The sequence below is a fragment of the Blautia sp. MSJ-9 genome (assembly GCF_018919065.1).
In the GTDB taxonomy this organism is placed as follows: Bacteria; Bacillota; Clostridia; order Lachnospirales; family Lachnospiraceae; genus Blautia_A.
Window position 1 is genome coordinate 20,072 of record NZ_JAHLQG010000024.1, and the last position, 26,752, is coordinate 46,823.

The 26,752-nt window shown below is 43.1% G+C and carries 25 protein-coding genes; 6 read left to right on the top strand and 19 right to left on the bottom strand.

Going from position 1 to position 26,752, the window contains the following annotated elements:
* The first annotated feature begins 99 nt into the window (after window positions 1-99).
* The gene (locus tag KQI87_RS06395) at window positions 100-792 is read left to right on the top strand and encodes a FadR/GntR family transcriptional regulator (RefSeq protein WP_216459413.1); all 693 of its coding nucleotides are present in this window, start codon (window positions 100-102) and stop codon (window positions 790-792) included.
* A 66-nt stretch (window positions 793-858) separates the two neighbouring features.
* Here KQI87_RS06395 and KQI87_RS06400 read toward each other — a convergent pair whose 3' ends face one another.
* Together KQI87_RS06400 and KQI87_RS06405 are read right to left on the bottom strand one after the other, a co-directional pair.
* Window positions 859-1,518 (bottom strand): trimeric intracellular cation channel family protein, encoded by a 660-nt coding sequence (locus KQI87_RS06400; RefSeq protein ID WP_216459415.1) that lies wholly within the window; start codon window positions 1,516-1,518, stop codon window positions 859-861.
* Between the two features lie 168 nt (window positions 1,519-1,686).
* Window positions 1,687-2,697: a LacI family DNA-binding transcriptional regulator gene (locus tag KQI87_RS06405; protein WP_216459417.1), complete on the bottom strand. Its 1,011-nt coding sequence runs from the start codon at window positions 2,695-2,697 to the stop codon at window positions 1,687-1,689.
* Window positions 2,698-3,084: 387 nt separating this feature from the next.
* On the opposite strand from KQI87_RS06405, the gene KQI87_RS06410 reads away from it, so the two are divergent.
* Complete coding sequence (locus KQI87_RS06410) at window positions 3,085-5,520, top strand: GH36-type glycosyl hydrolase domain-containing protein (protein WP_216459419.1); 2,436 nt, start codon at window positions 3,085-3,087, stop codon at window positions 5,518-5,520.
* A 230-nt stretch (window positions 5,521-5,750) separates the two neighbouring features.
* Here the strand turns inward: KQI87_RS06410 and KQI87_RS06415 are convergent, their stop codons facing one another.
* Both KQI87_RS06415 and KQI87_RS06420 read right to left on the bottom strand, forming a co-directional pair.
* The gene (locus KQI87_RS06415; RefSeq protein ID WP_008707497.1) at window positions 5,751-6,761 is read right to left on the bottom strand and encodes a GGGtGRT protein; all 1,011 of its coding nucleotides are present in this window, start codon (window positions 6,759-6,761) and stop codon (window positions 5,751-5,753) included.
* Between the two features lie 18 nt (window positions 6,762-6,779).
* On the bottom strand, window positions 6,780-7,472 hold the full coding sequence (locus KQI87_RS06420) for an iron-sulfur cluster assembly scaffold protein (protein ID WP_019161164.1): 693 nt from the start codon (window positions 7,470-7,472) through the stop codon (window positions 6,780-6,782).
* A gap of 383 nt (window positions 7,473-7,855) precedes the next feature.
* Here KQI87_RS06420 and KQI87_RS06425 point away from each other — a divergent pair, with 383 nt between their 5' ends.
* Window positions 7,856-8,596 carry a TraX family protein gene (locus KQI87_RS06425; protein WP_216459421.1) on the top strand — a complete coding sequence of 247 codons (741 nt, stop codon included), beginning with the start codon at window positions 7,856-7,858 and terminating at the stop codon, window positions 8,594-8,596.
* Between the two features lie 165 nt (window positions 8,597-8,761).
* Here KQI87_RS06425 and KQI87_RS06430 read toward each other — a convergent pair whose 3' ends face one another.
* From KQI87_RS06430 to KQI87_RS06485, 12 genes are all read right to left on the bottom strand, one after another.
* Window positions 8,762-9,538: a transglutaminase domain-containing protein gene (locus tag KQI87_RS06430; protein WP_216459425.1), complete on the bottom strand. Its 777-nt coding sequence runs from the start codon at window positions 9,536-9,538 to the stop codon at window positions 8,762-8,764.
* 41 nt (window positions 9,539-9,579) lie between these two features.
* The gene (locus KQI87_RS06435; protein WP_216459426.1) at window positions 9,580-10,248 is read right to left on the bottom strand and encodes a UDP-N-acetylglucosamine pyrophosphorylase; all 669 of its coding nucleotides are present in this window, start codon (window positions 10,246-10,248) and stop codon (window positions 9,580-9,582) included.
* An 86-nt stretch (window positions 10,249-10,334) separates the two neighbouring features.
* Entirely contained in the window at window positions 10,335-12,506 is a 2,172-nt protein-coding gene (locus KQI87_RS06440) for a DNA topoisomerase (RefSeq protein ID WP_216459427.1), read from the bottom strand.
* 1 nt (window position 12,507) lies between these two features.
* Entirely contained in the window at window positions 12,508-13,263 is a 756-nt protein-coding gene (locus tag KQI87_RS06445; RefSeq protein ID WP_216459428.1) for a formate/nitrite transporter family protein, read from the bottom strand.
* Between the two features lie 215 nt (window positions 13,264-13,478).
* Window positions 13,479-14,528 carry a selenide, water dikinase SelD gene (gene selD, locus KQI87_RS06450; RefSeq protein ID WP_216459431.1) on the bottom strand — a complete coding sequence of 350 codons (1,050 nt, stop codon included), beginning with the start codon at window positions 14,526-14,528 and terminating at the stop codon, window positions 13,479-13,481.
* Window positions 14,529-14,669: 141 nt separating this feature from the next.
* Window positions 14,670-14,906: a DUF3343 domain-containing protein gene (locus tag KQI87_RS06455; protein WP_216459433.1), complete on the bottom strand. Its 237-nt coding sequence runs from the start codon at window positions 14,904-14,906 to the stop codon at window positions 14,670-14,672.
* Window positions 14,907-15,099: 193 nt separating this feature from the next.
* Window positions 15,100-16,185 (bottom strand): aspartate-semialdehyde dehydrogenase, encoded by a 1,086-nt coding sequence (gene asd / locus KQI87_RS06460; RefSeq protein WP_119233950.1) that lies wholly within the window; start codon window positions 16,183-16,185, stop codon window positions 15,100-15,102.
* A gap of 136 nt (window positions 16,186-16,321) precedes the next feature.
* Complete coding sequence (gene argH, locus KQI87_RS06465; protein WP_216459434.1) at window positions 16,322-17,701, bottom strand: argininosuccinate lyase; 1,380 nt, start codon at window positions 17,699-17,701, stop codon at window positions 16,322-16,324.
* Between the two features lie 78 nt (window positions 17,702-17,779).
* On the bottom strand, window positions 17,780-18,412 hold the full coding sequence (locus KQI87_RS06470) for an epoxyqueuosine reductase QueH (RefSeq protein ID WP_216459436.1): 633 nt from the start codon (window positions 18,410-18,412) through the stop codon (window positions 17,780-17,782).
* Between the two features lie 74 nt (window positions 18,413-18,486).
* Window positions 18,487-19,398 (bottom strand): phosphatidylserine decarboxylase, encoded by a 912-nt coding sequence (locus KQI87_RS06475; RefSeq protein ID WP_216459438.1) that lies wholly within the window; start codon window positions 19,396-19,398, stop codon window positions 18,487-18,489.
* Window positions 19,399-19,524: 126 nt separating this feature from the next.
* A complete protein-coding gene (locus KQI87_RS06480; protein ID WP_216459440.1) occupies window positions 19,525-20,145 on the bottom strand; it encodes a CDP-alcohol phosphatidyltransferase family protein in 621 nt (206 codons plus the stop codon).
* Window positions 20,146-20,155: 10 nt separating this feature from the next.
* The gene (locus tag KQI87_RS06485) at window positions 20,156-21,184 is read right to left on the bottom strand and encodes a lysylphosphatidylglycerol synthase transmembrane domain-containing protein (protein ID WP_216459442.1); all 1,029 of its coding nucleotides are present in this window, start codon (window positions 21,182-21,184) and stop codon (window positions 20,156-20,158) included.
* Window positions 21,185-21,450: 266 nt separating this feature from the next.
* Here KQI87_RS06485 and KQI87_RS06490 point away from each other — a divergent pair, with 266 nt between their 5' ends.
* A complete protein-coding gene (locus KQI87_RS06490) occupies window positions 21,451-22,218 on the top strand; it encodes an ABC transporter ATP-binding protein (RefSeq protein ID WP_216459444.1) in 768 nt (255 codons plus the stop codon).
* Entirely contained in the window at window positions 22,211-23,002 is a 792-nt protein-coding gene (locus KQI87_RS06495) for an ABC transporter permease (RefSeq protein WP_334300725.1), read from the top strand. Before KQI87_RS06490 ends, KQI87_RS06495 begins: the two co-directional genes overlap by 8 nt.
* A gap of 195 nt (window positions 23,003-23,197) precedes the next feature.
* Here the strand turns inward: KQI87_RS06495 and KQI87_RS06500 are convergent, their stop codons facing one another.
* From KQI87_RS06500 to pdxS, 3 genes are all read right to left on the bottom strand, one after another.
* Window positions 23,198-23,473, bottom strand: coding sequence for a metal-sensing transcriptional repressor (locus KQI87_RS06500; protein ID WP_216459446.1), 276 nt, complete (start codon window positions 23,471-23,473; stop codon window positions 23,198-23,200).
* Between the two features lie 78 nt (window positions 23,474-23,551).
* A complete protein-coding gene (pdxT, locus tag KQI87_RS06505; RefSeq protein WP_216459447.1) occupies window positions 23,552-24,118 on the bottom strand; it encodes a pyridoxal 5'-phosphate synthase glutaminase subunit PdxT in 567 nt (188 codons plus the stop codon).
* Window positions 24,118-24,990, bottom strand: coding sequence for a pyridoxal 5'-phosphate synthase lyase subunit PdxS (pdxS, locus tag KQI87_RS06510; protein ID WP_154779728.1), 873 nt, complete (start codon window positions 24,988-24,990; stop codon window positions 24,118-24,120). The genes pdxT and pdxS overlap by 1 nt, the downstream gene beginning before the upstream one ends.
* Window positions 24,991-25,298: 308 nt before the next feature.
* Between pdxS and pdxR the strand changes: the two genes are divergently transcribed.
* Window positions 25,299-26,696, top strand: a complete 1,398-nt coding sequence (gene pdxR, locus KQI87_RS06515; RefSeq protein ID WP_216459448.1) for a MocR-like pyridoxine biosynthesis transcription factor PdxR — start codon at window positions 25,299-25,301, stop codon at window positions 26,694-26,696.
* The last annotated feature ends 56 nt before the right edge of the window (window positions 26,697-26,752 follow it).

Genomic DNA, 26,752 nt, shown 5'->3' on the forward strand with positions numbered 1-26,752 from the left:
TTGTATTTATTTTTGTGCATATTAGCACTTTGACATTCATTTCGAAACACATTATCATAGAGATTAAGAAATTTCACTTTTAGAAACGGAGTAAATCATATGACGAATTCATCAGAAGAAAAAAGTCTTCCACAGAAAATCTCGGAAGACATTATTTCACTTATATTAGAAGAGAACCTGCAGCCCGGAGACAAGCTTCCTAATGAAACGATTCTTTCTGAGCGTCTGAACGCAGGAAGAAGTTCCGTCCGGGAGGCCATGAAGCTGCTTGCTTCACGAAACATTGTTACCATACGTCAGGGTTCCGGCACTTATATTGCTTCTTCTCCGGGAATGGTAGAGGATCCTCTGGGCTTTACCTTTATCGGAAACAAGCAGAAGCTGATCCATGATCTTCTGGAGGTACGCTTCCTTCTGGAGCCTTCCATAGCAGCTATGGCAGCTACGAACGCAGAAGAAAAAGACATAAAAAAAATCACCGCTCTCTGCGATAAAGTAGAAGTGTTACTGAATAATCATGAGGATCACACACAAAAAGATATTGAATTTCACGCTGCCATTGCCCTGAGCAGTAAGAACGTTGTGGTTCCGCGGCTGATCCCGGTGATCAACAGCTCTATTCCTCTTTTTGTGGAGACCACCGGAAATACTCTTCATACCGAAACAATTGAAACGCATCGTGAGATTGCAGATGCCATCGCAGCCCACGATCCTCTCCGCGCACAGGATGCCATGTATCTTCATCTGGTCTATAACAGAAAACGAATCCAGCTTATCGAAAATAAAAACTGAAAAAGTTCTGGCAAAACATACAGAAAAAGAGAATTCCGGAGAAATATGACTCCGGAATTCTCTTTTTTATTTTCGTTCATGTGGTGACAGCCTCGGCAGATTCCAGTGGTAATGTGCTGCCAGATAACGGATCAGCACTACCACGATTGAAGATACGATCATAGCTTCCACATTTCCAACAAACCGATTCATATAAACACACACGATTGCACCAATAATCGACGCACAGGCATAGATATGCTTTACAAAAATATACGGCGGTACACTTGCCATCATGTCTCTGAGCAGACCGCCGCCTACTCCTGTGATGGTTCCAAGGAATACAAGCAGGAATGCATTGTCCATATATCCCTGGTGGATTCCCGTATTTACTCCTACTACTGTAAAAATCCCCAGCCCGACAGAGTCCATCGCCAGCATAATTTTATCATAGGTTTCCCGTCTGTGTCCCTGCAACAGTTCTCTCTTGAAATAAAAGATAAAGAAAACAATGCAGGAAGTAAGCACTGACACCAGCGCATACACGGGATTCGTAAATACAGCCGGAGGGATCACTCCCAGAACAATATCCCTGATCATCCCTCCTCCTACTGCTGTTGCCACTCCCAGAACGCTGACGCCGAAAATATCCATATTCCGTTCTACGCCTACCATGGCTCCTGAAGCGGCAAATGCCACTGACCCTGCCATTTCCATAACAAATGTTACAATTGACTGATAATCCATATTTAGTTTTTAACTCCTGATTCTATTTTATTGTTACTGTTGATTCCATGCACAGTAACTTCTTATTCGCTGCTGTCCCATCCTCTCTGCAGCAGTATACTTTTACAGTATACAAAACATGTTCCCCAAAAGCTTCAAAAATCCTGCCCCTGTAAAAATTCTTTTCTCCTATAACAACTGCTGTACAGATGCTCCTTTAAACAAAGTACCATCCACTGTAAATCTGTCAACCAGTGTTGTCTTCGGATTCTCGATCAGATCGATCAGCTTCTCCGCCGCGATCCTGCCGATCGCCACTGTATCCTGACAGAGTGTGGTCAGTTTCGGCTCCAGTATCTTCGCAATGGTAATTCCATCATATCCCGCAATGGAAATATCCTCCGGAATCCGAAGTCCTCTTTCTCTGATCTCATTGATCCCTCCGATCGCCGCGTAATCATCCGGATAAAGGATACAGGTCGGCGGATTCGGAAGATCCAGAAGTTCTCCCGTTGCTTTCGCTGCACTGTCCGCATCTCTGTATGGACTTTCCTTAATATATTCATCCGGAGTGTCCACTCCCATTCTCTGCAGGGTTCTGTGAAAACTTGTAAGCCGGATTCTTGTCACAGAAGTATTATCGCCGTGAATATAGGCAATTCTTCTGTGTCCCTGCTGGTAAACATAGGTGACAAGATCCTCCATGCCCTGACTGTTATTGGAAACAACCGCAATATTTCCATCAAATACATGGTCGATGGTAACCACCGGAATATCTGACCGGATCAGTTCCTGCACCTCATCTGCATAAAAATCCACGCAGGCAACTACAACTCCGTCTACTCCTCTGTAACGGCAGTGCTCATAGTAACTCAGCTTCTGTCCGGAAATTTTCCCGCTTGTAAAAGTGATATCGTAACCTCTCTCCTCTGCCGTTCTCTTAAAACTCTCCAGCACATGATTAAAATAATCATGGGTAAGTCCGCTGGCCGCTTCATCCACGAACATCACTCCAAGATTGTAGCTTCTCTTGGTCTTCAGCGTTCTTGCCGAAGAATTAGGCAGATAGCCCATTTCCGAAGCCGTTTTCAGGATAAATTTCCTTGTTTCTTCACTGATATCAGAATAACCGTTCAGTGCTTTGCTGACACTCGCCACTGAAACATTACACTTCTTTGCAATCTCTTTCATTGATACCATAGGCGTGCCTCAATCTTTCCTAAAATTTTTCGTAAACGTTTTCGTACATTTTTATGTTTTCATTATATAACTACTCGCACAATTTTTCAAGCTGTAAGGCGATTTCTTTGTGCATTTTTCATACATTTCGTATGGTTGCACAATTTTTCGCCTTCATATTTTCCTTTTATCACAAAGACCATTCATCATTTTAACGAAAATCATCCTTTGATTTTGGCTACTTATTTTTATTCAAAACAGTTGATTTTCTCGTCTTCTTCCGCTATACTAGGGACAAATAGCAGTAATCGCCACGATGATCGTTTGTTTTAGTCTAAACTTATTCGTTTTCGTGTTTGAATTTTCTGTATATTTCAAACAATTCCAGCAAAAACAGGAGGATATTTTATGAAATTCGGTTATTTTGATGACAATGCCAAAGAATACGTCATCACCACACCAGATACTCCACTGCCATGGATCAATTATCTGGGTTCTCAGGACTTCTTTTCACTGATCTCCAACACCTGCGGTGGATACAGTTTCTACAAAGATGCCAAACTTCTTCGTATCACCCGTTATCGTTACAACAACATTCCGGCAGACTCCAACGGAAAATATTACTACATCCATGACGGAGAAGACATCTGGAATCCAGGCAGCATGCCATCAAAGACGCCTCTGGATTCTTATGAATGCCATCACGGAATCGGCTACAGCCGTTTTCTTTCTTCCAAAAACGGATTAAAAGCAGATCTTCTTGCTTTTGTCCCGGTAAATACTACCTGTGAGATCAACAAACTGACTCTTACCAACACAACCGACACTCCGAAAACCTTTTCTCTTTTCTCTTATGTAGAATTCTGTCTCTGGAACGCAGTCGATGACAGCACAAACTTCCAGAGAAATTTAAGTATCGGAGAAGTGGAACTCGAAGGCAGTACGATTTATCACAAAACAGAATATCGTGAACGCCGCAGACATTACAGTTTCTTCAGCGTAAACAGCCCGGTTGATGGTTTTGATACAAGCAGAGATGCTTTTCTTGGTATGAATAACGGAAACTCTTTTCCTGCTGCTGTAAAAGAAAATAAAGCAAGAAATTCCGTGGCAAGCGGCTGGTATCCAATCGCAAGCCACCAGATTAATATAACACTTTCTGCCGGAGAATCCAAGGACTTTATTTTCGTTCTTGGCTACAGTGAAAATCCGCAGGATCAGAAATTCGTGGCTCCGAATGTAATCCGCAAAGACGGCGCACACAAAATCCTTGAACAGTTCCAGACAACTGAACAGGTTGACGCTGCATTTGCAGAGCTGAATGCTTACTGGGATAAATTACTCTCACGTTATCATGTAGAAAGTAACGATGAGCATGTAAACCGTATGGCAAATATCTGGAATCAGTATCAGTGTATGGTTACCTTTAACATGTCACGTTCTGCTTCTTATTATGAATCCGGTACCGGCCGTGGAATGGGATTCCGTGATTCCTGTCAGGATCTGCTCGGTTTCGTACATCTGATTCCTGAACGTGCAAGAGAACGTATCCTGGATATCGCAGCCACCCAGTTCGAGGACGGAAGTGCTTATCACCAGTATCAGCCGCTTACCAAGAAAGGCAACCTGGATATTGGAAGCGGATTCAACGATGATCCGTTATGGCTGATCGCAGCGGTTTCCGCTTACTTAAAAGAAACCGGTGATTTCTCTATCTTAAACGAAATGGTTGACTTTGATAACCAGAAAGAAAAAGCAGCTCCTCTGTATGAGCATCTGCGCCGTTCTTTTGAATACACAGCTACTCACCTCGGACCGCACAAACTTCCGCTGATCGGACGCGCAGACTGGAATGACTGCCTGAATCTGAACTGCTTCTCCACAGAACCAGGAGAATCTTTCCAGACTACAGGACCATCTGAAGGACCGGTTGCCGAATCTGTATTTATCGCCGGTATGTTTGTAAAATATGGTAAAGAATTTGCAGAAATCAGCCGTCATATAGGCGATACCGCCGCTGCTGATAAAGCTGAAAAAGAAGTCGACGCCATGTATCAGGCAATTCTGGATGCAGGCTGGGACGGAGAATGGTTTGTCCGTGCATATGATGCAGAATCTAAGAAAGTCGGTTCCAAAGAATGCAAAGAAGGTCAGATTTTCATTGAGCCGCAGGGCTTCTGTGTTATGGCAGGAATCGGTGTCAAAGAAGGTCTGGCAGAGAAAGCTCTGGATTCTGTCAAAAAACGTCTGGATACCAAATATGGCATTATGATCCTTCAGCCGGCTTACACCCAGTATTATTTGAACCTTGGAGAAATTTCCTCCTACCCACCGGGATATAAAGAAAATGCAGGTATCTTCTGCCACAATAACCCATGGGTTTCCATCGCAGAGACTGTGATCGGACGCGGCAACAGAGCTTTCGAAATCTATAAGAAAACCTGCCCGTCTTATATTGAAAATATCAGTGAAATCCACTGCACAGAGCCATATGTATATTCACAGATGGTCGCAGGCGCTGACGCAGTTTTCCATGGTCAGGCAAAAAACAGCTGGCTGACCGGTACTGCAGCATGGACTTTCTGGAACCTGTCTCAGGCTATCCTGGGTGTACAGCCATCCTACGATGGACTTTGCATCAATCCATGTATCCCGGAAGGATTTGGTGATTTCACACTTACCAGAACATTCCGCGATGCCGTTTACCACATCGAAGTAAAAAATCCGGATAACGTTCAAAAGGGTGTTAAGAAAGTGGTTGTAGACGGCAAAGAATATGAAGGCTGCCTGATTCCATTTGAAAAAGGAAAGAAAGAATATCATGTGACTGTTTACATGGGATAATGATTTCATTCTTTTTACTCACAACAGACACATCATAAACATAAAAGTCGATTTTCAGATATCATCCACAGGAGTTTACTTCTCCTGTGATGATCTGAAAATAGACTTTTTTATTTCCAAATGTAAAAAAACAGACACACCACCAGCTTTTTCAGCTGATAATGTGTCTGCTATTAAACCTGTCTGGACACAAATCTTACTTTATTAAGATCAAAATCTATATTCTGATATTAGAATTTACCAGCTTTAGCAGCTTCCTCGATGGAAACAGCTACTGCAACTGTCATACCAACCATCGGGTTGTTACCAGCGCCGATGAGACCCATCATTTCTACATGAGCCGGTACGGAAGAAGAACCAGCGAACTGTGCATCAGAGTGCATACGTCCTAATGTATCTGTCATACCGTAGGAAGCTGGACCTGCTGCCATGTTGTCCGGGTGAAGTGTACGTCCTGTACCGCCACCGGAAGCAACTGAAAAGTATTTCTTACCTGCTTCAAGACGTTCTTTCTTGTATGTACCTGCAACCGGATGCTGGAAACGTGTCGGGTTTGTGGAGTTACCTGTGATAGAAACGTCAACGTCTTCTTTCCACATGATAGCAACACCTTCCGGAACGCTGTTAGCGCCGTAGCAGTTAACTTTTGCACGAAGTCCTTCGGAGTATGCTTTTCTGAATACTTCTTTAACTTCGTTCTTGTATGGGTCGTATTCTGTCTCTACATATGTAAAGCCGTTGATACGGGAAATGATCTGAGCTGCATCTTTTCCAAGACCGTTCAGGATAACACGTAATGGTTTCTGACGAACTTTGTTAGCTTTCTCAGCGATACCGATAGCACCTTCAGCTGCTGCGAAGGACTCATGTCCAGCCAGGAAGCAGAAGCACTCTGTTTCTTCTTCAAGAAGCATCTTGCCAAGGTTACCATGTCCAAGACCTACTTTACGTGTATCAGCAACGGATCCAGGAATACAGAATGCCTGAAGACCTTCTCCGATAGCTGCTGCTGCGTCTGCTGCTTTCTTACATCCTTTTTTGATTGCGATTGCAGCACCTACTGTATATGCCCAGCAAGCGTTTTCGAAACAGATTGGCTGAATGCCTTTGATCTGATCGTATACGTTAAGACCTGCGTCTTTTGTGATTTTCTCAGCTTCTTCGATAGAAGCAATGCCATAGCTGTTTAAAACAGAATTGATTTTGTCAATTCGTCTCTCATATGATTCAAATAAAGCCATTTCCTGTTACCTCCTAAATTATTCTTTTCTTGGGTCGATAATTTTAACAGCGTCTGCAACACGGCCATACTGACCTTTTGCTTTTTCCCATGCAGTATTCGGGTCATCGCCTTTTTTGATGAAATCAGTCATTTTTCCAAGGCTTACGAACTGATATCCGATAATCTCATCATCTGCATCAAGAGCAATACCTGTTACATAACCTTCTGCCATTTCAAGGTAACGAGGTCCTTTTTTCAGAGTTCCATACATTGTACCAACCTGAGAGCGAAGTCCTTTACCAAGGTCCTCGAGTCCAGCGCCTACCGGAAGTCCGTCTTCTGAGAATGCAGACTGTGTACGTCCGTAAACGATCTGAAGGAAAAGTTCTCTCATAGCTGTGTTAATCGCATCACAAACTAAGTCAGTGTTCAGTGCCTCCATAACTGTAAGTCCCGGAAGGATCTCAGAAGCCATAGCTGCAGAGTGAGTCATACCTGAACATCCGATAGTCTCAACCAGTGCTTCCTGGATGATACCTTCTTTAACATTTAATGTAAGCTTACAGGCACCCTGCTGTGGTGCACACCAGCCAACACCGTGTGTAAGACCGGAAATATCTTTGACTTCTTTTGCCTGTACCCATTTAGCTTCTTCTGGGATTGGAGCGGCGCCATGATGAACGCCCTGTGCAACTGGGCACATTTCTTCTACTTCGCGTGAATAAATCATTGTAAAACTCCTTTCAAGTATAGATTAACTTCATGTTGTTATACCCGTCACTGTACGGAACTGCTGAATGAACCATACAATGTAAATCTCTGAAGTCTGCTGAATCACTTCAGATGAGTATGCCTAACAACCTAGTGTTATTTTCTCACAAAAGTGGTGATTCGTCCAGTCATAATTTGTAAAATTTTTAACTATCTTTAATTTTTTTGGCTGCACAGACATCTTCTTATGCAATGTTTTGGTAAATTTTAATAAATCCCCGCCAAAAATCTCTTTCTGTTAAATAGCGAAGTATATAATTTTATGATACAATGTACTAGAGCGTGTTTGAAAAATCATTTCTCGTTAAATTTTAATCTTATTTTTAAGAAAGGATTTCTGTTATGACAACACAATTACCAGCTTCCTTTCTCCCGGAGAAATTCCGGATTCTGAGTGGAAGCATCTTGAAATTAATTGCTATTATTCTGATGCTCATCGATCATACCGGATTGATGATCCTGTATAATTATCCTGCCACAACTGCGACTCTTTTTCATTTTGGTGGAATAGATTACAGCTGGTATCGCATTTTTCGTGATATCGGAAGAGCCGCATTTCCCATCTTCTGTTTTCTTCTGGTGGAAGGATTTCTGCATACCCATGACCGTAAGAAATACGGGCTGAACCTACTTGTGTTTGCATGTATCTCTGAGATTCCGTGGAACTTCATGTTTACCAACACCTGGAGATACGAGAAGCAGAATGTATTCTTTACTCTGTTTCTGGGATATCTGGCTTTCTGTGCACTGGAATATTTCTGGGATAACCAGAAGATGCAGTTCCTGTGTATACTGGCACTGCTGGCCGTTTCAGTATTCCTGAAGGCAGATTACGGATGGCGTGGATTTGTGTTCCTGCTGATCATGTACTGGTTTCGCAATGAAAAAACCGCTCAGGCAATCATTGGAAGCTGCTGGCTGTATTACGAATGGAAAGCATGTTTTGCATTTCTGTCCATTAATATGTACAATGGCGAACGTGGATTCATAAAAGGAAAATTTCTGAAATATGTTTTTTACTGGTTCTATCCGGTACATATCATCATTTTGGTAATCCTCAGAAAAATCTTATTTCTGTCCTGATGTCCGGCGGATATTCGCAATTAAAGCAGGGGGCTTACCTGATTGGGTTAAAACGCATATAAAATACAGGGCAGACCGATATAAACAATAGGCTTACATAAGCTGACCAAAATAAAAAGATGCAAGAAAGATATCAAGCATATCTTATCTCTATTGCATCTTTTATTATTTCCAGTTTACTTTACCGCCATCTATCTCTAATGCATATGTCTTATCGCATCTGAGTCTATACGGGTATTTGTTTCTTGCCACAAAAAACAGGTTGGCGTCCAGATGTCCATTCTGCATACTGCAGTCTATCATTTTCCATCCTGAATCAACACGTACCTCGCACCATCCATGCGGGGACAGGGGATGTGTCGGTCCCCAGGCTGTTACAGCTCCCACTGCAACCCTGCTGTCATATCCAAGAACCCGGGCAATATATGCCATGGTTACTCCATAATAATAGCAATCACCACAATGTCTGGTAAACATAAACCGGGCATAAGACGGCAATTGCGAAACACCAGGCGGCGTATCCCCTTTATTCAGATATGGGTATTTTCTCAATGCGTCAAAACACTGCCTCAGTCGTGCCCTTTGTCTGGAACCCGGATTTGAATTCTTCATCACAAAATCCACTGCCAGTTTTACCTCAGTTGATGTAACTCTGACTCCGGCTCTGTCTACATAATAGTATCCTCTGGATCTGGAACCTACGATCTTATTTCTTGCCAGAGCATAATCGGATCCAAAATAGTAATATTGTCTTCCAATCTTTTTCCATCCTTTGATCCGTTTACCATTTTCCGCATAATAACGCTGTCTGTTCTTTGTATACCATCCTGTATACAGATTTCCTGTCCTGTCACAGACTTTTCCTTTTTCCATGGTTATTTCAGCCTCTGCAGCAATATTCGAAGCCCCATACGCAGCAGAAGTCAGGAGCAGTATCACCATAAATAACACTGCTATGACAAAAATCTGTTTTAATATCTTTTTCACTGTTTCTCAACAACTTCTGTTCTTGATTTGTAAATGTGATTTGCAGGTACACATCCTCTTACTGAGGAGAGCGGATAAATATTGCAGCAACGTCCGATCACTGTTCCTGGATTTAATACAGAACCGCAGCCAACTTCTACATTGTCGCCAAGCATTGCGCCAAATTTTTTCAAACCTGTTTCAATCTTTTCATCGCCATCTTTTACAACTACCAGTTTCTTGTCAGATTTTACATTAGAACAAATGGAACCTGCACCCATATGGGATTTATAACCAAGAACAGCATCACCTACATAATTGTAATGCGGAACCTGTACTTTGTTAAAGAGCACCGCATTTTTCAGCTCTGTAGAGTTTCCTACCACTGCCCCCTCACCTACGATTGCCTTACCACGAATAAATGCGCAATGACGTACCTCTGCCTCTTTGCCAATAATAACTGGTCCATTGATACAAGCTGTCGGTGCTACTTTTGCACTCTTTGCGATCCACACGTCTTCTGACGGATGGTCATATTCTTCTTCTCTCAAAGTCTGTCCGAGTTTCATAATGAAATCGCCAATCTCTGGTAATACTTCCCACGGATAGGTCTTTCCTTCGAATAAATCCTTTGCGATTGTTTCATTTAAATCCAGAAGATTTGCAATTGTAAAATCTTTTAACATAATATTTTCCTCTTTTCTCTTGCTATACGATAATTTTCATTAAGCCTCTGTTTTCGGCTTCAGATTATAATCTGAAGGCTGCAACACTACTTTTTATCTGCCGTTTTCCTGTAAGTACGTGAACGACTTGTTCCTGCTGTTGTTCTGCCTGCCGTTTTCGTCCCGGTTTTGGCAGTTGAATCTTTATAGTTCACTGCTGCAGCATCAAAAAACCGACGCAGATATGGCTGAAAATTACTTTCCTCTACCTGTTTGGTCCTGATACGGATAAAATGTTCCAGTTTATCCATATACTCCTGTTCCGTGATGCTTCCCTCGGCTACATAATTAAGACCTTTTTCCCAGCTTGCCGTAAGCTCCGAATTCAACAACTGCCTGATAGAACAGTTTACCACGTCAAAAATCATCTCTCCCAGAAGGGTCGGTGTGATCACCTGTGTTTTCTTATTCAACGACAGATATTTGATATTAACCAGTTTCTTAAGAATTTCTGCTCTGGTGGCGCTGGTGCCGATTCCGCAGCTCTTAATCTGAGCACGGAGTTCTTCGTCCTCAATAAGCTGTCCGGCATTTTCCATTGCAAGGATCATCGAACCGGAATTGTAACGCTTCGGCGGTGATGTCTCACCCTCTTTGATACTCAGGCCGTCCACGGAAAGTATATCACCTTTTTTCAGGTTCTGCAACGCAGCAAGGAGTCTGCTGTCACATGCCATATCTTCCGAAGAATCGTCTGAACCATTCTTTCCGTTATCTGAATCTGCATCATCACTTCCATTATTCCCTGCTGCACCAGTTCGGTTTCCACCACTCATAGCATCTGCTGCTTTTCGCTTCGCAAAAGAATTTGTGGCAACTTTTAAGTATCCTTCATCCAGCAATACTTTAAATGAGGAAAAGAAACTTTCATTTTGGATTTTTGTCACAAGACTGACTTTCTGATACACGGCAGGCGGATAGAAAATGCACACAAATCTTCTGACAATTGTTTCATATACACGCTGCGCGGTAAGAGATACACTCTTTAACGCATTCAATCCCTGACCAGTTGGTACGATCGCATAATGGTCGGTAATCTGCTTATCGTTGACATATCTGGTCTTCGCCAGATTTTTATAATTGCCCTGCTCGATAATGTGCTGTGCGATCTCTGCTGTATGTTCATAATTACGCAGGCCGGAGATATTTTTGTAAATCTCCTTTGCTGCAGCAGTTGATAACACACGGGCATCGGTTCTCGGATAAGTGACCAGTTTCTTTTCATACAGTTCCTGTACAATCTTTAATGCCTCATCCGGGCTGATCTTGAACAGTTTGGAGCAGACATTCTGAAGCTCCGCCAGGTTAAACAACAACGGCGGATTCTTATTCTCTTTCTTTCGCTCTACTTTTTCTACAATACACTGCAACGGCTGATTTACGGATAACTCCTGAATCAATTTCTCCGCATACGCTTTCTCTTTAAATCCATTCTCTTTATACAGATAAGGAGTCTGGAAATATCTGCTGCCTTCGACAGCTCTCCACTCTCCCTCAAAGTTTTCTCCCTTAAGGGCAATGCTGCTGAGCACACGGTAAAACGGTGTTTTCACAAATGCACGGATCTCGCGTTCTCTTCGCACTACCATTCCAAGTACACAGGTCATGACTCGTCCTACGGAAATAGCCTGATACTTCGTATTTAAATAATTCGACACACTGTTTCCATAACGCAGTGTCAGTACACGGGAAAAATTGATTCCCATGAGATAGTCTTCTTTCGCCCGAAGATAGGCTGAAGCAGAAAGATTATCATAAGATGACAGATCCTTTGCCTCTCTGATTCCTCGCATGATTTCTTCTTCTGTTTGGGAGTCGATCCAGACTCTCTTTTCTTTTTTTCCATGAACGCCTGCCATCTGTGCGACCAGGCGGTAAATATATTCTCCCTCGCGTCCGGAGTCGGTACACACATAAATCGTGTCCACATCCTCTCGATTGAGCAGTCCTTTTACAATCTCGAACTGCTTCTGAACGCCGGGTATCACTTCATATTTAAATTCGCGCGGCAAAAAAGGCAGGGTATCTAAACTCCACCTTTTATATTTGATATCATATTTTTCCGGGTAGCTCATGGTGACCAGATGTCCTACACACCAGGTCACCACGCTGTCCTGAGATTCCAGGTAGCCATCCCGTCTTTGTCCGTTGATCTTCAAAGCTTTCGCGAATTCCTGTGCCACACTGGGCTTTTCGGCTATGTATAAAGCTTTTGACATATTATTTATCTGCACTCATCTTTCTGAGCGGCCATGCCAGCAACAGGGCACCGCCCACCATATTTCCTAATGTTACTACTACCATGCTTTTGACCATGGCTCCGATGGATAATCCAGGTACCAGGTAATATGCGGTAACAAAGATTCCCATGTTTGCGATGCAGTGCTCAAATCCACTTACAACGAATCCTGAGATACACATGGTGATCATCAGAAATCTTCCTGCATCACTCTTTAATTTCATTCCGCAGAGTACACCGAGGCAGACAAAGAAATTACAGAGCACTGCTCTGAAAAACATCTGTCCAAGTGGAATACTCAGCTTGTTTCCGATAAATCCTGCAAAATAATCCGCAGTTCCGGATGCTCCTGCCCATGCAAAAAGCAATGCCATGATGAAACATCCGACAAAGTTTCCAAGGTAGCTTACGCCCCATACCTTGCCTGCTTCTTTCCAGCTTACCTGCTTGTCAAAGGCTCCGAACGCCATTACCATATTGTTTCCGGTAAAAAGTTCGCCGCCTACGAAGCTGATCAGAAGAACTGCGATGGAGAACACTAAAGCTCCCAGGAATTTTCCCCATTCAGGCATGGTCTTGGAGAAGACGTTTCCAACTACATTACTGTAGATCATGGCCATATCAATGAAAAAACCTGCCATGACCGCACGGATAAAGTACTTGAAAAAGTTAGTGTTTACCAGGTTACTCTTGGCTTTCGCCGCGTTTGACACTTTCTGTACATCTTCGTAATTCATAACTACACCTCCGCAATGTATTTTATTGAGAACATTATATCATTTCAATGTCTGTTCTACAACCAAAATATTCAAACAATTTCTTAATATTTGTTTGGATTTGTAATTATGTTTCATTATATCCGAAGATTTTTTAGTTTAATTTCTTTAACTTTGTAGTTATCTATTCAATTCTGAAATGATACAAGTATCTGAAATTAATGCTGAAAATTTTATTATTCAAACACAACCGCTTTCTCCTGCCGCTCTGTTACATATCCAATAATGCCGCCAAAAATATCCATACCTGAAAGTTCTTCTGCAAGGGCATTAGCTTCTTCTGATGGTACTGCAAGCAGAAGTCCACCGGATGTCTGCGGATCAAATACCAGATCTTCCATCCAGAGCTCTTTGATCTCGCTTCGCACTTCACTGCCTGCGAAATCACGGTTTCTGTATGCACCTTCGGGAATTAATCCCATCTGCGCGTATTCTTCTACTCCCTCAATGATCGGAAGTTTCTCAGACTGGATCATCAGAGTCTTGTGGCTGCCTTTTGCCATCTCCAGGCTGTGTCCTGCGAGGCTGAATCCGGTTACGTCTGTACAGCTGTGGATCGTGTATTTGGATGCGATCTCTGCTGCGTATTTGTTCAGCTTCGCCATGATCTTCTGGACTCTCTCGATTTCTTCCTGAGATGCCATTTCTGCCTTAATAGCAGTGTTGAGGATTCCGCATCCCAGTGGTTTGGTAAGGATGAGGATATCGCCTGCTTCGGCACCGTAGTTTTTCCACATTTTGTCCGGATGTACGTAGCCCGTTACGCAGAGTCCGTATTTCGGTTCTTTGTCATTGATGGTGTGACCGCCAGCAAGGACTGCTCCGGCCTCCATAACCTTATCCGCACCACCGCGCAGGATCTGTTCCAGTACTTCCGGACCAAGGCAGTTTGGAAATGCTACGACATTTAATGCCAGCTTCGGTACACCACCCATTGCATACACATCACTCAGCGCATTGGCCGCTGCGATCTGGCCGTACATGTACGGATCATCTACTACCGGCGGAAAGAAATCTACGGTGTGGATCATTGCCAGTTCATCGTTGATTTTGTATACTGCTGCATCGTCCGATGTCTCCGGGCCTACCAGAAGCATCGGATCTGTAAATTTCGGAAGTTTGCCCACTACCTGTGCCAAGACTTTCGGACCGATCTTTGCGCCGCATCCGGCTGCGCTGGCGAGCTGTGTGAGACGTACTTTATTTTTATCTGTTTCGTTTCCCATAAGTTTATTCACCCCAGTTAAATTCAATACTCAAAATCTCTCCAAATAGAGATTCTGAATTTAATTGTATCATGGATTCACATATCCGTCAAAACACTGGGGTTCTATTATATATTGGATAATCCGATAAATCCAGAAGATTTATATGAGAATCCTATAAATCTTCTCATATTCCAGATCCTGTTCTTTCATATAAGAAGTGGTTTCTTCCTCGCTCTGTTCTCCGCATTTCCACGCAAGACCGCAGGAGGCAGATATCTCTCTTGGAACGGGAATGAGTCTGCCTGTAAATCCAGTTTTCTTACACTCCCGTTCCATAGCAATTGCCTGAGTAGTAGTTCCAAACGTTACTACTGTTGTCAATACCTTTTCTTTCATGACCAATCATATCCTCTCTATCATATGTGTTCCTATTCTAACTTACCAGACACATTTTTGCAAACTCTATCTCCTGTTCGGCAGATATTCTCAATCTACACTCAGTCAATTAACCATTCTAAAGACAATACTCTTTTTTCGCTACATAAAAAGAGGTGCCGACACCGACACCTCTTTCATTACTTTTTATAAATTATTTCGCCTGGATATATCCCTTAGCTTTTAATGTCTCAGCGCAGAGAACTGCTCCGCCTGCTGCACCTCTGACTGTGTTGTGGGAAAGTCCTACGAATTTCCAGTCATATACAGTATCTTCACGAAGACGTCCTACAGATACTCCCATGCCGTGTTCGAAGTTTACATCCTCTGTTACCTGTGGACGGTTGTCCTCTTCCAAGTACTGGATGAACTGCTTCGGAGCGCTTGGAAGTTCTAATTCCTGTGGAAGTCCTTTGAACTCTACCAATGCTTTGATAAGCTGTTCTTTCGTCGGGTTCTTACGGAATTTAACGAATACGGCTGCTGTATGTCCGTTCAGTACCGGTACACGGATGCACTGGCATGTGATAACTGGTTCTGTAGCAGGTTTGATCACACCATCTTCTACTTTACCCCAGATTCTTAACGGCTCTTTCTCACTCTTCTCTTCCTCGCCTCCGATGTATGGAATGATGTTTCCAACCATTTCCGGCCAGTCTTTGAATGTTTTACCTGCTCCGGAGATTGCCTGGTATGTAGTAGCAACTACTTCATATGGCTCGAACTCTTTCCATGCAGTTAATACAGGAGCGTAGCTCTGGATAGAGCAGTTTGGTTTAACAGCGATAAATCCGCGTGTTGTTCCGAGACGTTTCTTCTGGGATTCGATTACATCGAAGTGTTCCGGGTTGATTTCCGGCACTACCATCGGTACGTCCGGTGTCCATCTGTGGGCACTGTTATTTGAAACAACCGGTGTTTCTGTCTTTGCATATTCTTCTTCAATCTTCTTGATCTCTTCTTTTGACATATCTACAGCAGAGAATACAAAGTCAACTGTTGCAGCAACTTTCTCTACTTCATTTACGTTCATTACGATAAGATTCTTAACACCCTCTGGCATTGGAGTGTCCATTTTCCATCTTCCGCCTACTGCTTCTTCGTATGTTTTTCCCGCACTTCTTGGACTTGCAGCTACAGTTACAACTTCAAACCACGGATGATTCTCAAGCAGGGAGATGAATCTCTGACCTACCATACCTGTAGCACCTAAAATACCGACTCTAAGCTTTTCACTCATAATATCTTTCTCCTCTTTATCTTCTACCCGCGTCTCTACCCTTGCGCGGACATTTTTATCCAGGTGTCCTTATATTGCGTACATCTGTCTTTCTTGTACATACTATACCAAACTAAAGTAAAATGCAAGTATTTTTTTAATTTTCTTCCAGATATTTTTTGTTCTCAGCGATGACTTTCCCCATTACATCAGGACCTGGTGCACCGATGATCATACGTTTCTCTACGCAGGTGCGCATACTGATGGCTTCATAAATGTCGTTCTCGAATACAGGGCTGATGGCTTTGTATTCTTCAAGAGGAAGTTCATCCAGGGAGATTCCCTTGTCAATGCAGGCGAGTACCAGACGGCCTACAATACCGTGTGCGTCACGGAAAGGTACACCATGGTTTACCAGATAGTCTGCTGCATCTGTAGCGTTGGTAAAGCCGTTCTTTGCACTTGCTTCCATGTTCTGTTTGTTGAACTGCATAGTGGAGATCATACCTGTGAAGAGGGCAAGGCATCCTTTTACAGTGTCAATTGCGTCAAATGTGAGTTCTTTGTCCTCCTGCATGTCTTTGTTGTATGCAAGCGGAATTCCTTTCATGGTTGTAAGAATGGAAGTTAATGCTCCATATACACGGCCCGTTTTTCCTCTTACAAGTTCTGCGATATCCGGGTTCTTTTTCTGTGGCATGATACTGCTGCCTGTGCTGTATGCATCATCGATTTCTACGAAGCGGTATTCGTTGGAATTCCACATGATGATCTCTTCGCAGAAACGGCTCATGTGCATCATAATTGTGGAGAATGCGGACAGAAGTTCAATTACATAGTCTCTGTCTGATACAGAATCCATGCTGTTTCTGGTCGGTCCGTCGAAGCCGAGAAGTTTAGCTGTGTATTCTCTGTCAAGCGGATAAGTGGTTCCTGCCAGAGCACCTGCTCCCAGAGGACAGGTGTTCATTCTCTTGCGGATATCTGCAAGTCTGCTTCTGTCACGTACGAACATTTCAAAGTATGCACCTACATGGTGAGCAAGGGTGACTGGCTGGGCTTTCTGAAGATGGGTGAAGCCCGGCATGTATGTGTGGACATTCTCTTCCATAATTTTCTGAAGTGCTTCGAGAAGTTTCTTTACCAGTTCGTCTGTTTCGTCGATTTCATCTCTTACATAGAGTTTCATATCAAGAGCTACCTGGTCGTTACGGCTTCTTCCTGTATGAAGTTTCTTGCCTGCGTCACCGATTCTGTCGATGAGGTTTGCTTCTACGAAGCTGTGGATATCTTCATATTCAGATGTGATCTCAAGTTTGCCGGATTTTACGTCTGCAAGGATTCCGTCAAGACCTGCTTCGATCTGGTTTTTTTCTTCTGCTGTCAGGATTCCCTGTTTGGCGAGCATTGCTACGTGTGCTTTGCTGCCTCTGATATCCTGTTCGTAGAATTTCTGGTCAAAAGAGATTGATGCGTTGAAGTTATATACAAGTTTGTCTGTTTCTTTTGTGAAACGTCCGCCCCAAAGCTGTGCCATTGTGTTATTCCTCGTTTCTTTTTATTTTTTTTACTTTTACGTGTTAGTGTATCATATTTTTCCAGGATTGCAAAGTGGTTAGTTGGGATTCCTGTTCTCCGCTTCTCTTCTGGAATAAACGCATCCGCAGTAGTTCTGGCGGTAGAGGTCGTATTCGTGGGAGAGTTCGATGGAACGTTTGTATCCATTCTTTTTCTTAAAGTCGGATGGGAGGTGCTGGACATGGTAGATCTGCGCCAGTTCTTCTCCGATTTCGTTGATCTTGGCCGCATTTTTCAATGGGCTGATAGAGAGGGTTGTTGTGAAATAGTCATAGCCGCCTTCTTCTGCCAGTTTTGCAGCTTCTTCCATACGCAGACGGTAGCATTTGAAACAGCGTTCACCGCCTTCGGGTACATCTTCGAGGCCTTTTGCCATCTGGAAGAATTCCTGTGGATTGTAGTGGCCCTCCACCAGTTTGACAGGATGTTCAAATTCCATGGAATTTACCAGTCTGGTAATTTCGTGGACTCGTTTTTGGTATTCTTCTTCCGGGTAGATGTTTGGGTTGTAGTAGAATACTGTGATGTTGAAATATTTTGACAGGTATTCCAGTACGTAGCTGCTACAGGGTGCGCAGCAACTGTGGAGGAACAGACTTGGAACTTTATTGTCCTTTTGTTCCTGGTCTATAAGTTTTTCCAGTTCTTTTTGATAGTTTCGTTTATTCAATCGTGTTGTTACATCCTTTCTGTATCTTCACAAATGCTTTTTTATTATCATCTTTTATAAGATGCAAATCCAATTCAGGCATTCTCCATTGCTTCTTCGTAATAATGTGCTTTTTTCGATTTTCTGCACTCTCCAATGCGTTCGCCCATTTTTACAATGGTCTCATATCCCTCTTCCGTGTTCTCGATCAGGTCATAGTCAATGCGGACTTTTCCCGGCTGGATGAGGAGAATTACTGTGGAACCACCAAATTCAAAGTTGCCTTTTTCCTGGCCTTTTTTTACATCAGCAGGATTTTTATGGAGGTTTTTGATTTTTCCTACCATCATGGCACCTACCTCCATCATGAGGATTGTGCCAAATTGCTTTGTTTTCAGCAGGATATATTCTCTGGCATTTTCTTTGTAGATTGGGTATACGTCGTTTGCTGCAGGATTTACTGTGTGGAAAACGCCGGGCAGGGTTATGTTTGCGGATTTTCTGCCGTCTGCTACATAGCAGTAATGATGATAGTCGTCCACTGTAAGTCGAAAGATCAATGCATAGCCACCTGTATATCTCTCAGCAAGTGCTTCATTCTTCAGAAGCTGGCCTACTGTATATTCTGTATCTTTAATGCTGAAGCGGGAATCTGAGCTGATCCTGTGTACGGAGAGTTTTCCGTCGCAGGGGCTGATCAGGACGTTTTCACGCATATCGATCGGGCGTTCTTCTTTTCGGATGCGCCTTATGAAGAAATCATTCCATGAAGAGAAATTCCGCTTTTCGTAAATGCTCAGGTCGATCCTGTTGTTCTTTACAAAATCCGGTACAAATCTGGCAGAGAGTCTGGTGTTAAGCAGGACTCCTGCTGCTTTTGACACGAAAGGTCGGATCAGGAGTTTCAGGCAGAGTCTGCCACCCCTGTCGTTATATAAATGCCGCAGAAATTTGTCCTGCTCATTCTCTTCAATCGTGATATTTCCTTTTCTGTCAATATACTTCATTTGTATCGTCCCTCCATGTAAAAGTTCAGTACAGGTAATTCCCATGGAATTTCCTGTTTATAAAAGTATGACCGCAGCATCCCTGTTTCTCGGGACCGCTGCGGTCAGTCAACAGTTGTATTTATTTTATATCAAACGGAACATCTTCGCAAGTGCAAGTGCCACGACTGCAACCAGCAGGATACGTACCGGATTCTGCGGTTTTTTCACCTTGATGTCCAGGATAAAAAGCAGTCCTACGATGATCACTGCAATATGTATCACGATCAGGAAATACAGTCCGCAATATCTTCTCATCAGATAAAGGAACGGCAGAATGATCGCCATGGATGTGATCGGCAGACCCTGATAATACTGTCTGTTCTCAGAAGTCTCATTCTGTCTCTTTGCTTCTGAAACATTAAAATAAGCAAGGCGGATGACTGATGCCACACTGTAAAAAATCAGCGCTGCAACTCCTGCAGGTGTATTCACACCCAGACAGTAACAGATCATTGCCGGAAAAATACCAAAGCAGACTACATCACAAAGAGAATCAATCTGGATTCCGAAGTTCTTCTCATCATCCGTACGGTTCTTCTTTGTTCTGGCAATTTTTCCATCAAACATGTCGCATAATCCGGAAAGTGCCAGACAGAAAATCGCAATTCTGAAATTTCCTTCCAGCGCCCTGGTAATTCCAAATACCGAAATTCCCAGGCTTATATAAGTCAATACCACCGTGTAATCATAAATTCCTAAAAACATAACTTCTCCCCTAACCTTCTTGTTCTTTTCTTCCTATTGTAAGATATGCCACGCAGGTCATCACTGCACTGATGAGCATCTGCGCATAATAGGAAATTCCTCTGCTGAGTAACATTGCAGGGAGCAATGATTCTCCGAAAACCGGTGCAAACATCACCAGATAAAGAGATTCACTGATTCCCATTCCTCCGGGTAAAGGCAGCATATCAACAGAGACAGATATGACAGACTGCAGGATCGTAAGGGTTATGATGGAATATCCATGAAATCCCAGCGAACGGTATACCCAGTATGTAACTGTAAATAACAAAATCCTCTGCACCATAGTGATCAGGAACACTTTCAGGATCACCAGCTTGTGACTCGCCCAGAAAGCTGCCGTCTCATGATACTGATCCATAGATGCTTCCAACTTCTCAAGTCTGGTTTTCTTTGGTTTAAGAAAGCGGAAATGCTCGATAAGCTTCAGGCCTTTTACCATGATCCATTTCGCCAGTCCCGGTGCAAATACAAGGATCATCATAAAAGTGACGCAGAAAATATTCAGGCCTACACCCAGGTAAAATACCCACATGTACTGCCCGAGGTATCCCTCCAGAAAACCTCTGCCAAAAATCCAGATCACAATTCCGATCACCACCAGGACCGCTTTATAAGTAATGGTGACGATCATCAGGACCAGCGTAGTGACAGGAATCGGAAGTTTGTCCTTTTTCATAAAATAGATCTGCATAGGCTGTCCACCGGATGCAGACGGAGTGATGCAGCTGAAAAAGAATCCTACGAAGGAATACAGGGCACAATGTCCCATTTTTACTTTTGCCCCGAGAGTCCTCATCATATAGAAAATGATCACGGACTCGCCAAGTATGAACAGTACCACGCAGACGATACTGATCAGTAAGTAAACCGGATCTGCCTGCCGTACTGTATGAATAATCTCTCCCAGATCCTCGCCCTTAAATACCATATATACAGTAAGGGAAAATACAAGGATCAGAAAGACGGTGTTAAATATCGCTTTCTTTTTGTTTCTCATTTGCTTACACTTTCTTATACAGTTTTTTACAGCATTCGTCTGATTTCTATACCTGATTCCTGTATGTCCGGGTGTCCTGACATCGCGACAAAAATACTATAGTTTATCTATTATATCATACCCTGGCATTTCTGCATATCATAAATTATGAAAATATTCGTTAATATTCTCTCTGCGCTTTCATTCTTAATTGCCTGGGCAATGGAATTTTACAGCGACATATGGACATTAACAAATATTCATCGAATATATATGGAGGTATCTGTATGAAACCACTGCTGGAAATTACAGATGTCTGTCTCTCCTACCACAGTTTATCAGGGGAAACCCCTGCCCTTTCTCATATATCCTTTCAGCTGATGCCAGGTGAATTTCTCGCTATTGTCGGGCCATCCGGCTGTGGAAAGTCTACGCTTCTGAACCTGATCTGCGGTCTGATCCGGCCGGAACAGGGGCAGATTCTTCTGGATGGCACGCCGGTGACTTCCGGCGACTGCCGTATCGGATATATGTTACAAAAGGATCATCTGCTGGAGTGGCGGACAATTTATAAAAATGTTCTTCTCGGTCTGGAGATCCGTAAGGAACTCACTGCCGAAAAACTTGCTTATGTAGATCAGCTTCTCTCAGATTACGGTTTGGACAAATTCCGTTCTGCACATCCGTCTGAATTATCTGGAGGAATGCGCCAGAGAGCTGCCCTGATCCGTACTCTGGCATTAAAGCCGGAACTTCTTCTGCTGGATGAACCGTTCTCTGCACTTGACTACCAGACCCGTCTCAATGTCAGTGACGACATCGGAAGGATCCTGCGTCAAGAGAAAAAAACTGCAATCCTTGTCACTCATGATATTGCGGAAGCGATCAGCATGGCAGACCGGGTTATCATTCTTTCACCCCGGCCTGCCATTATTTGTAAGATCGTGCCGATCCATTTTGATCTGGAAAACCGTACTCCGATGGATTCCAGAAATGCCCCTGACTTTAAATCTTATTTTAATCTTATCTGGAGGGAACTGAATCATGATGCCTGAAGCTTCCTATCATCAACAACAGTATCTCCGTCATCAGAAAAGAGAAAAGAAGCTGGTTACTTTTCTTCGGATTTTTATTCTTCTTCTCTTTCTGGTGTTGTGGGAAATCTCTGCCAGAACCGGGCTGATCGATTCTTTTATCTTCAGCAGTCCGGGAATGATCTGGCACAGTTTCTGCAGTATGTGCAGCGATGGCTCTATTTTTCCCCACCTTTCTGTGACGATCACGGAAACACTGGTCAGTTTTCTGTTCGTTGTTGTTCTGGGTACAGGGATGGCAGTTCTGCTGTGGACCTGTCCCAGACTTGCAAAAATCACAGAGCCTTACCTCGTGGTATTGAACAGTCTGCCGAAATCTGCACTGGCGCCTTTACTTATCGTATGGCTTGGTGCCAATGAACGGACAATTATTGTCTGCGGTATGTCAGTTGCTATCTTTGGTTCGATCCTGAATCTGTATACAGGTTTCGGCGAAGCAGACCCGGAGAAACTGAAACTGATCGAGACGCTGGGCGGCGGGAAGAAAGAGAAACTTATGAAGATTATTCTTCCGTCCTCTGTGCCACTGCTGCTCAGTGTTATGAAAGTTAATATCGGTCTTTGCCTGGTCGGTGTCATCATAGGAGAATTTATCGGTGCCAGAAAAGGACTTGGATATCTGATCATCTATTCCAGTCAGACTTTTAAGCTTACCTGGGTGCTGATGTCCATTATCATCCTGTGCATCATCGCTATTATCCTGTATGGACTCCTCGGACTTGTTGAAAAGCGTGCCCGTAGATAGTTGTTAATTTCTTAACCGCTATCTTTTATAACGAAACGGTTTCGGAAATGGATTCAATGTCCGGAGAAAATTTTTACCACAAAAAATAAGCCCGGAAAATCATGAAGTTCCATTTGACTGGGTACTTCTGAATTTCCGGGTTTTCTCTTGTCTCTGATCACCAGATGATAAAAAATATATTTCTGGTCCTCAACATTATTTCATATTTGCAAATCGTTCCACTGCCTTTGTAAAGTTTGCGATAGTCTTATCCGCATCTCCATGCTCGATTCCATCACGCACACAATGCTGAATATGCCCTTCCAAGACCACCTGTCCTGCTTTATGCAATGCTGATTTCGCTGCGTTTATCTGTGAAAGGATATCCTCACACGGAACATCTTCGTCAATCATACGGTCAATCGCCTGCACCTGTCCGATGATCTTTCTTAATCGTCTGTGCAGATTGTCAGAATCCATACACTGTTTCAAGTTAACACCTCCCAGTACCTCTACAGGTATTTGTATACAGGCATTATCTATGAACCAGCGAATTTTGTCAAGTATGCTTTATTTTTCACACATCGCCAGAAACGCCTTATGTATCTCATCATTCTCGTCCAGTTCCGGGTGGAATGCGAGGGCGAGCTGGTTTTTATATTTTACGGCTACGATTCTGTCTTCTACTGTTGCAAGTACCTGTACGCCGTCTCCTGCTTCTGCTACATACGGGGCGCGGATGAATGTCATTGGGACTTCTCCAATTCCTTCCAGATCAGCTTCTGTATGGAAGCTGCCGAGCTGTCTTCCATAGGCATTACGCTTCACGGTTACTGGCATGGTCTGTAAGTGACCTGGTTCTCCGCCTTCAAGATTGTCTGCCAACAGGATCAGTCCTGCACAGGTTGCCAAAACCGGCATTCCTGCTTCTATCTGAGATTTGATGGTGTCATACATTCCAAGTTCTTTGAGGAGTTTTCCCTGTACTGTGCTTTCTCCTCCCGGAAGTACCAGACCATCGTAATGCTGTTCCAGATCTTCTGCTTTTCTGAGTTCAATACAGGATGCGCCCAGTTTCTCAAGTTTCTTCTCATGTTCGATAAAGGCACCCTGCACTGCTAAAACTGCAATTGTCATTATTTGCCTCTTTCTGCCATCAGAAGCTGGATCTCGCTTTCATTGATACCAACCATGGCCTCTCCAAGATCTTCGGATAACTCTGCGATCATCTTCGCATCTGTATAGTTCGTAACTGCTTTTACGATTGCATTAGCTCTCTTTGCCGGATTACCGGATTTGAAGATGCCGGAACCAACGAATACACCCTCTGCGCCAAGCTGCATCATCAGAGCTGCGTCTGCAGGAGTTGCAACACCGCCTGCTGCGAAGTTTACTACCGGAAGTTTGCCGTTCTTATGTACATATTCAACCAGTTCATATGGTACCTGAAACTGTTTTGCAGCTTCGAAGAGTTCATCTTCTCTCATGCTTGTAAGCTGTGCGATGGCACTGTTCATTTTACGCATATGGCGTACTGCCTGCACGATATCTCCGGTTCCTGGTTCTCCTTTTGTACGGATCATGGAAGCACCTTCATTGATTCTTCTCAGTGCCTCTCCAAGGTCTTTTGCACCGCATACAAACGGAACTTTGAAGTTTCTTTTATTAATATGATAAACATCATCTGCAGGAGATAATACTTCACTCTCATCAATATAGTCGATCTCGATGGCTTCCAGCACCTGCGCCTCTACGAAATGACCGATTCTGCATTTTGCCATGACTGGGATGGAAACTGCATTCTGGATTCCCTGGATCATCTTTGGATCACTCATTCTGGAAACACCGCCTGCTGCACGGATATCTGCCGGGATACGCTCCAATGCCATAACTGCACATGCACCTGCTGCCTCTGCGATCTTTGCCTGCTCCGGTGTGGTAACATCCATGATGACACCGCCTTTTAACATCTGTGCAAGCTGTTTGTTTAATTCATATCTGTTTTCCATGTGAAATTCCTCCTGTGTTATATTTGATTTCTGATATCGTTTCTCCAAATCTGTTCACCCTCATCATCCCGGAATATTATCAACAAGTTATACTTGTCATCTACATCTCCGGTTTTCATTAACATTCACTCATCAAAAATATCTTGAGAAATATTGTCGACGAACAGTAACGATTTCAAACAATTGCAATGAAATATTAAATCTCTTCTGTACGAATCAGCTTGGACAGAGTATAATGCAGAAGTGAATATATTTAAATCGTCAATTCAGATATATTCAGTAAGGTCAGATTGGAGAAACTATCACAAATGATTACCTATAATTTTACAAATACAGGGTCAGATTCCCTTTACGAATATTTATATAAATGCATCAAAAACGACATATTACAGGGAAATATCAAGCCCGGAGAGAAATTACCGTCCAAACGCTCTTTCGCAAAAAATCTGGGTATAAGCGTGATCACTGTAGAAAATGCCTATGAGCAGTTAATTGCAGAAGGTTATATTTATTCCATGCCGAAAAGAGGCTTCTATGTCACTGATTTCAAGAAAGCCATAGAGATCGAAAAGAAAAATATCACAAAAGAAATGGTTCCACTCACAAGCGGAGACTCCGGATACCTGGCTGATTTTTCCAGTAATCAGACACAGTCCGAGCTTTTTCCATTCACGATCTGGACAAAGATGGTTCGTGAAGTATTAAACGAGAATCAGATGCAATTAATGACCAACCCTCCATGCGGCGGAATCCTTTTTCTCCGCGAGGCCATTGCCACATATCTGAAAGAATTCCGCGGCATGACTGTCCTGCCGGAGCAGATCATCGTAGGTGCCGGTACGGAATACCTCTACGGACTTCTGATCCAGCTTTTCGGCAAAGATAAAGTCTATGCTGTAGAAAATCCAGGATACAGAAAAATCCCTCAGATTTATAAAAGCTGGCAGGTTCCCTGCGAATACATCGATATGGACGGCGACGGGGTAAAAGTTTCTAAACTGGAAGAAAAAAAAGCAGATATTCTTCATATCTCCCCTTCTCATCATTATCCTACAGGTATCGTTATGCCGATCAGCAGACGCTATGAGCTTCTCGGATGGGCTTCCAGAGGAGAAAACCGCTATATCATCGAAGATGATTACGACAGCGAGCTTCGGCTGAGCGGTCAGCCAATCCCGACACTACAGAGCATTGATGTCTCGGATAAAGTTATTTATATGAATACATTTACAAAGACCCTTTCCTCTACTGTCCGTATCAGTTATATGGTACTTCCCGGGCATCTGCTGGATGAATTTTATAAAAAACTTTCTTTTTACTCCTGTACTGTCTCAAACTTTGAACAGTACACACTGGCAAAGTTCATTCAGGAAGGTTATTTCGAGAAACATATCAATCGACTAAGAAATTACTATCATTCCAAACGTGATTCTCTGATCAAAGCCATCAGGAACAGCCGATTGAATGATCTTGTTACCATTTCCGGAGAAGAAGCAGGTGTGCATTTCCTTATGGAAGTTCATACTTCTCTGACAGAGTCGAAACTGATCCAGTCTGCAGGTGCTCACAGCATAAAACTTTCCCCCCTGTCCGGTTACTATCACGTTTCGGATGAAGCGCCGGAGAATGTATATATTATGAATTATTCTTCCATTGAAGTGGCTGATATAAAGGAAATCATTCACCGTCTGAGCCAGTGTATGTAAATAATTTTCGAAAATATCGACATCTTTTTCCATATTGTCGAAAATTTGTAGCTTTT